This window comes from Micromonospora sp. NPDC005172, from assembly GCF_040608555.1.
Classification (GTDB): Bacteria; Actinomycetota; Actinomycetes; order Mycobacteriales; family Micromonosporaceae; genus Micromonospora.
In genome coordinates this window covers 18,765-29,260 of sequence record NZ_JBEXIL010000065.1, presented here as the reverse complement: position 1 = coordinate 29,260, position 10,496 = coordinate 18,765, and the positions used below count along the sequence as shown (strand labels likewise).

The 10,496-nt window shown below is 72.0% G+C and carries 10 protein-coding genes; 5 read left to right on the top strand and 5 right to left on the bottom strand.

The genetic code is table 11. From position 1 onward, the window contains the following. Nucleotides 1-98: 98 nt before the first annotated feature. From rocD to ABZV06_RS28980, 3 genes are all read right to left on the bottom strand, one after another. A complete protein-coding gene (gene rocD / locus ABZV06_RS28990; protein WP_355625401.1) occupies nucleotides 99-1,313 on the bottom strand; it encodes an ornithine--oxo-acid transaminase in 1,215 nt (404 codons plus the stop codon). After that, nucleotides 1,313-2,128, bottom strand: coding sequence for a dimethylargininase (ddaH, locus tag ABZV06_RS28985; protein ID WP_355625399.1), 816 nt, complete (start codon nucleotides 2,126-2,128; stop codon nucleotides 1,313-1,315). Before ddaH ends, rocD begins: the two co-directional genes overlap by 1 nt. A 614-nt stretch (nucleotides 2,129-2,742) precedes the next feature. Continuing rightward, on the bottom strand, nucleotides 2,743-3,537 hold the full coding sequence (locus ABZV06_RS28980; protein ID WP_355625391.1) for a DUF4190 domain-containing protein: 795 nt from the start codon (nucleotides 3,535-3,537) through the stop codon (nucleotides 2,743-2,745). Nucleotides 3,538-3,671: 134 nt separating this feature from the next. Between ABZV06_RS28980 and ABZV06_RS28975 the strand changes: the two genes are divergently transcribed. Continuing rightward, a complete protein-coding gene (locus ABZV06_RS28975; RefSeq protein WP_355625390.1) occupies nucleotides 3,672-4,481 on the top strand; it encodes a DNA-formamidopyrimidine glycosylase family protein in 810 nt (269 codons plus the stop codon). Between the two features lie 9 nt (nucleotides 4,482-4,490). Here the strand turns inward: ABZV06_RS28975 and ABZV06_RS28970 are convergent, their stop codons facing one another. Next, on the bottom strand, nucleotides 4,491-5,408 hold the full coding sequence (locus ABZV06_RS28970; RefSeq protein ID WP_355625388.1) for an aminoglycoside phosphotransferase family protein: 918 nt from the start codon (nucleotides 5,406-5,408) through the stop codon (nucleotides 4,491-4,493). 16 nt (nucleotides 5,409-5,424) lie between these two features. Here ABZV06_RS28970 and ABZV06_RS28965 point away from each other — a divergent pair, with 16 nt between their 5' ends. Then, the gene (locus tag ABZV06_RS28965; protein WP_355625386.1) at nucleotides 5,425-6,306 is read left to right on the top strand and encodes a fructosamine kinase family protein; all 882 of its coding nucleotides are present in this window, start codon (nucleotides 5,425-5,427) and stop codon (nucleotides 6,304-6,306) included. Between the two features lie 102 nt (nucleotides 6,307-6,408). On the opposite strand, the gene ABZV06_RS28960 is transcribed toward ABZV06_RS28965, so the two are convergent. Continuing rightward, nucleotides 6,409-6,888, bottom strand: coding sequence for a MarR family transcriptional regulator (locus tag ABZV06_RS28960; RefSeq protein WP_355625384.1), 480 nt, complete (start codon nucleotides 6,886-6,888; stop codon nucleotides 6,409-6,411). A 101-nt stretch (nucleotides 6,889-6,989) separates the two neighbouring features. Between ABZV06_RS28960 and ABZV06_RS28955 the strand changes: the two genes are divergently transcribed. From ABZV06_RS28955 to ABZV06_RS28945, 3 genes are all read left to right on the top strand, one after another. Beyond that, the gene (locus ABZV06_RS28955; protein WP_355625382.1) at nucleotides 6,990-7,886 is read left to right on the top strand and encodes an NmrA/HSCARG family protein; all 897 of its coding nucleotides are present in this window, start codon (nucleotides 6,990-6,992) and stop codon (nucleotides 7,884-7,886) included. Nucleotides 7,887-8,164: 278 nt separating this feature from the next. Further along, nucleotides 8,165-9,370 (top strand): AGE family epimerase/isomerase, encoded by a 1,206-nt coding sequence (locus ABZV06_RS28950; RefSeq protein WP_355625397.1) that lies wholly within the window; start codon nucleotides 8,165-8,167, stop codon nucleotides 9,368-9,370. Further along, nucleotides 9,367-10,320 (top strand): carbohydrate kinase, encoded by a 954-nt coding sequence (locus tag ABZV06_RS28945; RefSeq protein WP_355625380.1) that lies wholly within the window; start codon nucleotides 9,367-9,369, stop codon nucleotides 10,318-10,320. The genes ABZV06_RS28950 and ABZV06_RS28945 overlap by 4 nt, the downstream gene beginning before the upstream one ends. The last annotated feature ends 176 nt before the right edge of the window (nucleotides 10,321-10,496 follow it).

Genomic DNA, 10,496 nt, shown 5'->3' with positions numbered 1-10,496 from the left:
CGGTCCCGCTTTCCGGTGGTGCAGCGGTCCACCCGTCGCGTGTTGGGCTTCGTGCACGTCAAGGCCGACGTCGGCGCCCGCCACTCACACGTTCCGGATCAGGCGGCCAGCACCTCGGCGAGCGTCGTGATCGCCTGGTCGATCTCCGCTTCGGTGATCACCAGGGGCGGGGCGAGCCGGATCGTGGAGCCGTGGGTGTCCTTGGCGAGGATGCCGCGCTCCATCAGGCGCTCGCACGCCTCGCGTCCGCTCATCAGCGCCGGGTCGATGTCCAGGCCGGCCCACAGGCCGCGGACGCGTACGCCCACGAGGCCCTTGCCGACCAGCCCTTCCAGGCCGGCCCGCAGGCGCTCGCCCAGCTCCGCCGAGCGCTGCTGGAACTCACCCGTCGCCAGCAGCCGGACCACCTCGACGGCCACCGCGCAGGCGAGCGGATTGCCGCCGAAGGTGGAGCCGTGCTGGCCGGGCTTGAGCACGCCGAGCACGTCGGTGTTCGCGGCCACCGCGGAGACCGGCACGATGCCGCCGCCGAGCGCCTTGCCCAGCAGGTACATGTCCGGCACGACGCCCTCGTGGTCACAGGCGAAGGTCCGGCCGGTACGCCCCAGACCCGACTGGATCTCGTCGGCGATGAAGAGCACGTTCCGCTCGGTGCAGACCTCGCGTACTCCCGGCAGGTAGCCCTCCGGCGGCACCACCACGCCCTGCTCGCCCTGGATCGGCTCCAGCAGCACGGCGACGGTGTTCTCGTCGATCGCGGCGGCGAGCGCGTCCAGGTCGCCGTACGGCACGACCGTGAAGCCCGGGGTGTACGGCCCGAAGTCGGCGCGCGCGTCCTCGTCGGTGGAGAAGCTGACGATGGTCGTCGTCCGGCCGTGGAAGTTGCCCTCGGCCACCACGATGTTCGCCTGACCGGCCGGTACGCCCTTGACCTGGTAGCCCCACTTGCGGGCCACCTTGATCCCGGTCTCCACGGCCTCCGCGCCGGTGTTCATCGGCAGTACGAGGTCCTTGCCGCACAGCTCGGCCAGCTCCCGGCAGAAGTCGGCGAACTGGTCGTGGATGAACGCGCGACTGGTCAGCGTCAGCCGATCGAGTTGCGCGTGCGCGGCGGCGATGAGCTGCGGGTGCCGGTGGCCGAAGTTGAGCGCCGAGTAGCCCGCGAGGCAGTCCAGGTAGCGCTTGCCGTCCACGTCGGTGAGCCACGCGCCCTCGGCGGACGAGATCACCACCGGCAGCGGGTGGTAGTTGTGCGCCGTCCAGCGCTCGGCGTCCCGGACCGCTCCCGGCGTACGCAGCATGTCGTCCACGATCACTTGCTTGCCTTTCCCTGACGGAGTCGCAGCGTGCAGCACTTCGGTCCGCCGCCGGCCTTACGCAGCTCGGACAGGTCGACACCGATGGTCTCGTAACCCCGGTCGCGCAGCTTGGCGGCGAGGTGGGTGCCCTGCGCGGGCAGTACGACGTGCCGCCCGTCGCTGACCGCGTTCAGGCCCAGTACCTCGGCGTCGGCCATGGTGGCGTGTACGGCGTCGGGGAAGAGCCGCCGCAGCACGGCCTGGCTGCCGGGGGAGAACGCCTCCGGCAGGTACGCCACGGTCTGCTCGTCGAGGACGGTCAGCGCGGTGTCCAGGTGGTAGAAGCGCGGATCGACGAGCTGCATGGTGATCACCGGATAGCCGAAGACCTCCTGCAACTGGGCGTGCGCGGCGTGGGCGGTGCGGAAGCCGGTGCCGGCCAGCAGGTGGTCGCCGGCCAGCAGGACGTCGCCCTCACCCTCGTTGACGTGCTTCGGGTCGTACATCTCGAAGCCGGCGGCCTCGAACCAGGCCCGGTAGGCCGGCGCCTCGTCGGCGCGCTGCGGGTCGCGGAACTGCACGGCCATCGCCTTGCCGTCGATCACGGTGCCACCGTTCGCGGCGAAGACCATGTCGGGCAGGCCGGGTACCGGAGTGATCTCCTCGACGGTGTGGCCCAGGTCAAGGTACGTCTGGCGAAGCTGCTCCCACTGCCGAACGGCCAGCGCGGCGTCGACCGGCGCGCTCGGGTCCATCCAGGGGTTGATGGCGTAGTCGACGGCGAAGTACGTCGGCCGGCACATCAACAGGCGCTGGCTGGTGGCGTCCATCGTCATTGTCCTGCTCCCAGGGGTCGGGCGCGCCCGGCCACCGTGGCCCACGGGCTGGCGCCGTTGCTCAACGGTATGCGGCGTCAGCGGCGAGATCCACCACCGAGAGTTGCGCAGACCGTAGATACGTTGCGTCTGAGGTCAGCTCGGCCGCGATTCGTTGCGTTGACGGGCAGGTGAGGAGTCGTGCGTGCTCCGGGTCACCCCGGTGCCGCTGGACGCCGGGTGCCGTCCGTGGGTGGGTCGAGGTGCATCAGGCGACGCGACCGGCGGGCGGGGTCGGTGGGTGGGTGCAGGCCCTTTGCTCTGCTTCAACGGGGGCAACAGCTGCCGTTCGGTAATCGGACGCACGGTGTTGCCTGGGGTGAAGCAGAGCAAAGGACGCAGGGGGAGGGGGCGCGGGCGGAGGGGCGCGAGGGGAGGGCGCGCGGGCGGCGGCGCAAGGGAGAGCGGGTGCAAGGAGAACGGGACGAACCCCGGACACACTTCAGGGGCGGCGAATCGCCGCCCCTGAAAGGGTGTCTCCCGGCCGGTGAACCACCGGACTGATCGGGCTCTGCCGGCGAACCGCCGGCTGTTCGCCGGTGCATCACCGGCGAGCGGAACAGTGCCCGCTAGAAGCGATCGACAAACTGTGAGTCAAGCCACTCGCGGAGGCGCTGCACCCAGTCGCCGTCGGTGGTCGGCCACACGAACTGTCCGGTCATCGCCAGGACGCCGAGCACCACGGCCGCGAGCCCGATGAGAATGCCGAACAGCGCGTCGGTCTTGCCGGCGACGTGCCGGCGGCGGGTCGCCATCAGGCCCAGCACCGAGAGCACCGCGCCGACCCCGCCGAGCCCGATGCCGTACCCGGCCAGCGTGCCGCTCAGCACGAACAGCGCACCGACGACGGAGACGATCAGGCCGAGGGTGGCGAGCAGGCTCGCCCGAGGCTTCGGGCCGCGCGTCACCGGCGGCTCCAGCTCGGTGTCGCGGGCGGGGGTCGTGTCGACCGGGCGGTCGGTCACGTCGGGCCGCCGGGTGGTGGGGTCGAGGTCGGTGTCCCGCTCGGGACGTCGGGTCGTACCGTCGAGGTCCTTGTCACGCTCGATGGTCGGGGCCGCGACCGTCGCGGCAGCGGCGGCCGGGCGGGCGGCGTCGGACCGGGTCTCGGTGTCCGCCGGCCGGGCGGTGGCGGCGCGGGCCACGGCGGCGCGCTCCGCGGCTCGCCGCTCGGCCTCGCCGCTGCGTCCGGTCCGCCCGGCGGTCGCCGTGGCGTCGCCGGTGGCCGTGGTGCTGGGGTTCGTTGCCTGGTCGGCGTCCCGGCCGGTCAGCGGTGTATCACGGCCGTCGACCCGGCCGTCGAGGTTCTCGTCCCGCGTCGGCGTCTGCTCCGACCGGCGGGAGAGCGAAGGAATCTTGACCACTACACACCTCCTGTTGACTGCGTGGTGGCCGACGTTCAGGGGTGGCACCCACGCGTTGCGACCCCGAAATACCCACCTGGGCGTTTCCTGACACCGATTTCGGGTACGACCGGCGCTGACTATCCTTGGCACCCGTGCCAGAGGGACACACGATCCACCGCCTGGCGGCCCGGCACGCCGAGCTGTTCGCCGGGGACAAGCTGCACGCCGCCAGCCCGCAGGGCCGCTTCGCCGACGGTGCTGCGCGGCTCTCCGGCACCGTCCTGGACAGCACCGAGGCGTACGGCAAGCACCTGCTGCACCACTACGCCGACGAGCTGACCCTGCACGTGCACCTCGGGCTGTACGGCAAGTTCACCGACGGCCCGGGGACGCCACCCGAGCCCGTCGGCCAGGTACGGCTGCGGCTGGTCAGTGACCGGCACTGGCTGGACCTGCGCGGCCCGACCGCCTGCGAACTGCTCACCCCGCCCGAGGTCGACGCCCTGCGGGCACGCCTCGGTCCGGACCCGCTGCGCGCCGACGCCGACCCCGAGCGGGCGTACGCCCGGATCTCCCGCAGCCCGACGCCCCTCGCGGCCCTGCTGCTCGACCAGTCGGTGGTGGCCGGCACCGGTCTGATCTTCGTGACCGAGGCGCTGTTCCGGGCCGGCCTGCCGCCGACGATGCCCGGCCGGGGGCTGACCCGGGCCGGTTGGGACGCCCTCTGGGCCGACCTGGTCGCGCTGATGCGGCTCGCCCTGGAGCACGGTCGGATCGACACCGTCCGCGACGTCCACCTGCCGGAGGCGATGGGCCGGCCGCCGCGCGTCGACCGCCACGGCGGCGAGGTGTACGTCTACCGCCGCGCCGGCACTCCCTGCCACATCTGTGGCACCGAGGTCAGTCGCGGCGAGTTGGCCGGCCGCAACCTCTACTGGTGCCGTACCTGCCAGGCCGGCTGACCCGACGCGTCACTCGCTGCCGAGCAGCCAGCGGACCACCTCGATCTGGTGCGCGAAGACGACCTGGTCGGCGATGCACCAGGCCAGGCAATGACCGATCGTCCAGCCCCGGACCCGGTCGACGTCCAGCCCGAGGTCGGTGCTGAGCCGGTCGAGCCGGTGCCGGACGGCGACCGGCGAGTGACCCAGCTCCGGACCGCGCACGAGGGGCACCACCGAGAACTCCCGCTCGCCGATCAGCGGCTTGGGATCGATCACCAGCCAGGGGGCGCGCTCGGCGGCGAGCACGTTGCCGGCGTGCGAGTCCTGGTTGACGAGCACCTGTTCGCCCTGGCTCGCCGACAGGTCGACGAGCAGGGAGCGGGCCGCGTCGAGGAGTCGCCGTTCGTACGGCCGGCCGGCGCGGTCCCAACTGCGCGGCATCCGGTCGAGCCAGCCGGCGGCCTCCTCGGCGAGCGGGGTGAACGGCGCGTCGGCCGGTCGCCAGAGCCGGGGCAGCAGGTCGACCGCCGCGTCCAGCGCCCGATCCATCGGTAGTTCGTGCAGGGGCGTACCGGGTCGGCAGCGCTCCACCAGCAGCACGCGCCGTTCGGGGTCGTGGGCGAGCAGCCGGATCGCGCCGTCGCCGGCCCAGTGGCCGAGCGCGTGGGCCTCGTACCGACTGTCCTCGTCCGGGAACTGGACCTTGAGCACCGCCGCCGTACCGTCGGGCAGTTCGGCGGGGAGCGCCAGCGAGGCGTACGCCTGCCGGAACGGCGGACCGAGCCGCAGCGACCACCGTTCGGCGCACTCCACCACCAGCGTCGGCAGCGCGCTCAGCCAGGCCCGGCCCACCGCTGACGCTCGTACCCAAGCAAGCCCCTCGGGCAGTTCCATCCCGCCATCCTGCCCGGACGCGACAGAAGGGGTGGACACCAGATCGGACATCCTGGAACCTGTCGTGATGCGACCGGGGCCGTTCTTACGGGAAAGCCTGCTGCGCGCCGGGATGCGCGATGTCGTCGCCGTCGAGCCGGCGGCGGGTGGGCTCGCGGCGCTCGCCGGCATCGCCACCCGCCGGGACGCGCCGCCGGTGTTCGTCAAGGCGTTCGCCGAGGCGCCGGCCGACGACGTCTTCCCCGCCGAGGCCGACGGGTTGGCCGCGCTGCGCGACCTGGGGGGGGTGGCGACGCCCGAGGTGATCCTCGCGGACCGGGACGTGCTGGTGCTGTCTCTGCTGCGGCCGAGGCCGCGCAGCGAGGCGTTCTGGGAGCGGTTCGCGCATGTGCTGGCTCACCTGCACACGAGTACGACCCATCCGCGCTTCGGTTGGCACCGGGACAACTGGCTGGGGCGTCGCCGGCAGGTCAACACGTGGCACGACGACGGCTTCGCGTTCTTCGCGCAGCACCGGCTACTCCGGTGGCTCGGCGAGCCCCGTGTGGACGCGACGCTGGATCGCGAGGATCGGGCGGCGTTGGAACGGCTGTGTTCCCGGTTGCCCGAGCTGCTGCCGGCCCGGCCCGCCTGCCTCACACACGGCGACCTGTGGACGCAGAACGTCCTGTCCACGGCGGACGGCCAGCCGGCGCTTATCGATCCAGCGGTGTCCTATCTGTGGGCCGAGGTCGACCTCGCCCACGTCTGGACGACGTCGCCGCCGCCGGAGGCGCAGCGGTTCTTCGACGTCTACGCGGAGCTGACGTCGCTCGACAGCGACTGGCGGGCCCGGATGCCGATCATCCAATTGCGACAGCACCTCGCGGTGCTGGCCCAGTTCGACGACGATTGGGGCGCGGGCGACCAGATCCGTACCACTCTCGCCCCGTTCCGCAGCAGGACGTGACCCGGGAGGCCCTGTGACTACGAGGGGCCGGCGCTGTTCGAGGAGGCGCGTCGGCCGATCGACGACCACTACTGAGGGACGGCTTGCAACCTGCTGGCCCGCTCAGTCGGGCTTGGGTCGTGAGCGCAGCCGATCCATCTGGGCGTGGCTGAGGTCGTGTGCGCGCGCCAGGTGGCGGGTGATCACCTCAAGCTCCTCCTCGGTGTGGTCGTCGAGGATTGCCTGCCAGGACCGGCCAAGGTCGTCCCAGACCCTCGTGACCCGGTCGATCCGGTCCGGCACAGGGCTGACCAGCACCCGACGCCGGTCCGCCCGGTCGGGCGTGCGTTTCACGTAGCCGCCACGTTCCAGTCGGTCGACCAGGCGGGTGGCCGAGCCGGTGGTCAGGCCGGTCATCTCGGCGATCTCACGCACCGTGGGCGGGGTGGGTGCCGCGGTGAGCAGGCTGAGGAACTGTACGTCCGTCGGATGGAGCCCGAGGTGGTCGGCGATCGCCTGGTTGAACAGCACGTACGAGGCCAGATAGCGACGGGACGCCATCGACAGCTCCTCGTAGAGCCGTGCCCGACGCGGTGGAGTCATGTCCGTCACCTCCTAATTGGTTGCGCGGCGCAGCGATTCCTTCTAATCTGCTGCGTGATGCAGCAAATGCGTCACGCAGCTATCGTACCTCGGGAGGACTCGTGCTCACCGTCGCCGTCAGTGGAGCCACCGGAGCGCAGGGCGGGGCCACGGCCCGCGCCTTGCTGAAGGCCGGCCATCGGGTACGAGCGCTCACCCGCCAACCCACCTCCTCGGCCGCCGACAGTCTGCGCGGCCTCGGCGCCGAGGTGCGCCAAGCCGACTTCGACGACCGCGCCTCCCTGGCCGCCGCGCTCGCCGGAGCGGATTCGTTGTTCGCGGTCACCACCCCGTTCGGCACCGACCTGGCCACCGAGGTCCGACACGGCGCGGCCCTCGTCGACGCCGGGGCTGCCGCCGGCCTCGGTCATATCGTGCTGACCACCGTCGCGCACGCCGACCGGGGCACGGGCGTACCGCACTACGAGAGCAAGTACCTGGTCGAGCAGCACCTTCGCGGCTCCGGCGTGCCCTGGACGATCATCGCGCCAGCAGCATTCATGGACAACTACGCCAGTGGCTGGACCCTCGACGGCCTGCGCAAGGGCGTCTTCGCGTGGCCGATGCCGGCAGATCGGCGGCTCGCCCTCATTTCGGCGGCCGACATCGGCGCGTTCGCCTCGCTCGTCCTCCAGCGCCCTGACGAGTTCGCCGGCCGCCGGATCGACATCGCCTCTGATCAACGCACGCCTGCGGAAATCGCCGAGATCCTCACCGTCGTCACCCGCTCCGCCATCGACCATCGGCAGGTGCCGCTGGCCCGTGTCCGGCAGTGGTCCAGCGACCTGGCGGCCATGTTCGAGTACTTCACCGAAGTCGGTCTGGACCTTGATGTCCCCGGGCTGCGGGCCGACTACCCGGAGGTCGGCTGGCAGCGCTTCGCCGACTGGGCCGCCGCTCAGGACTGGGCCACGCTGCTGTCCGCCACGCCCACCGACAGCGGGTCCTCCAACTCCTGACGGGTGGTGTGACGCAGCGGAATTGACAGTCGACCGGCAGCCGGAGCAGGGTTGCGAAGTGACAACGCTGTCAACGGACAAAAGGGATGAGAAGCAGTCGCTTCCACTCCTACGTCTACGGCGGCATGCCGTACCGTTGACCGTTTTCCGGCGCGGACCCGGTCCGTCCGCCGATCCTTGCCGTATGCCCCTTCGCTCCTCGACGGTGACCAGCTGAGATGACCGACACGCCCCGCTTCGACGCCGAACCGCCCCCTGCCCCGGCAGGGGTACCCGACATGCCCGACCTGGACGGCTTCCTCGCCGACCAGACCCGCACGCTGCTCGACACCGCCCGCCGGTCGGTCCGGCCCGAGGGCGGCTTCTGGTGGCTCACCGACGACCGCACCCCGGACCGGGGCGAAGCCGTCTACACCTGGATCACCTGCCGGATGACCCACGTCGCCGCGCTCGCCCACCGCAACGGTGACCCGGATGCCGCCGCCATCGTCGACCACGGCGTCGCCGCGCTCGACACGCTGCTGCGCGACGACCGGTACGGCGGCTGGTTCGGCGCCGTGGACCAGCACGGTACGCCGACCGACGAGCGCAAGGCCGGGTACGACCACGCGTTCGTGCTGCTCGCCGCGTCCAGCGCCGCCCGGGCCGGGCGGCCCGGCGCGGACCGGTTGCTCGCCGAGGTCCTCAACGTGGTGCGGGACCGGTTCTGGGACGACGAGACGGGCGCCGTCCGTGAATCGTGGAACCGGGACTGGACGGTCACCGAGGACTACCGCGGCGCGAACAGCAGCATGCACATGGTCGAGGCGTTCCTCGCCGCTGCCGCCGCCACCGGCGACACGAGCTGGACCGACCGGGCCCTGCGGATCGCCAGCCACCTGGTGCACACCGAGGCCGCCCGGCACGACTGGCGGCTGCCCGAGCACTTCACGGCCGACTGGGTGCCGCTGCTCGACTACAACCGGGACCAGCCCGCCGACCCGTTCCGGCCGTACGGCTCGACGATGGGCCACTGGCTGGAGTGGGCCCGGCTGCTGCTCGAACTGGAGGCGGTCCTGCCGCAGCCGCCGGGCTGGCTGCTCGCCGACGCACGTGCCCTGTTCTCCGCCGCCCTGCGGCGTGGCTGGGCGGTCGACGGCGCGGACGGCTTCGTCTACACCATCGACTGGGACGATTCGCCCGTCGTGCGCTCCCGGATGCACTGGGTGCTGGCCGAGGCCATCGGGGCGGCGGTCACCCTGTTCCGCCGTACCGGGGACGCCGCCTACGCCGACTGGTACCGGGCCTTCTGGGCGTACGCGCGCCACTACCTCGTCGACGGCACCGGCTGGCGGCACGAGCTGGACGCGCGGAACCTGCCCGCCGACACGGTGTGGCACGGTCGCCCCGACGTCTACCACGCGTATCAGGCGGTGCTGCTGTCCCGCTCGGCCGACGGCCTCGGTGGCCCCGGCCCGCTCGCCCCGGGGACGGTGACCGCATGATCGTTGTCGCCGGAGAGGCGCTCATCGACCTGGTGGTCACCGCCGACGGGCAGCGCGCGGTGCCGGGCGGCTCGCCCGCGAACGTGGCGGTCACCCTGGCCCGACTCGACCAGCCGGTACGACTGCTGGCCCGGCTCGGTCCCGACGAGTACGGTCGGCAGATCGCCGAGCACCTGGCGGCCAACCGGGTGGACCTCCAGTGGGCGGTCCGCGCCCCGGAACCCACCTCGGTTGCGGTCGCCACCCTGGACGCCACCGGCCAGGCCAGCTACGAGTTCCGGCTCGACGGCGCGGCGGACTGGCAGTGGACACCGCAGGAACTGCCCGACCTGGCCGGCTCGTCGGCGATCGCCTTTCACACCGGGTCACTCGCCCTGGCGCTCGCCCCCGGCGCGCAGGCACTGGAGGGGCTGCTCGCCCGCGAACGCGACCGCGACGCCGTCACCCTCTCGATCGATCTCAACCTGCGTCCGAGCATCGTCACGGACCGGGCCGCCGAGCAGGAGCGGGTACGCCGACAGGTACCCCTCGCGCACGTGGTCAAGGCCAGCGACGAGGACCTGGCCTGGCTCTACCCGGGTCGGTCGGTGGGCGACGTGATGGCCGACTGGCGCGAAGCCGGCGTGTCCTGCGCCGTGGTGACCCGTGGCGGTGAGGGCGCGTGGCTGCTCGCCCCCAACGGAGTGCTGCACGACCAGCCGGCCGTACGCACCACAGTGGTCGACACCGTCGGCGCGGGCGACTCGTTCACCGGTGGCCTGCTCGCCGCACTGGCCGACATCGACGCGCTCGGTGACCGGCCTTCCGACCGGCTCGCCGCGGTGACCGAGTCGCAGTGGACGACGGTGCTGCGCCAAGCGGCGACGGTGGCAGCCCTGACCTGCGCCCGCCGAGGCGCCAACCCCCCAACCCAAGCCGAGGTAAAAGCCCTCCTGACAGCCCCGCGCTAACCCCCCGGCCCCGACCCCGCCCCGACCCCGCCCTGACCCCGCCCTGACCCCGCCCTGACCTCGCCCTGACCCCCTCCGCGATCTTGCACTTTCTGTCGCGACAGAGCGGGTCAAAATCCACGAATCGACAACAGGAAGTGCAAGATCGCGGAGGTTCGGTGGGTGCGGGGGCGCAT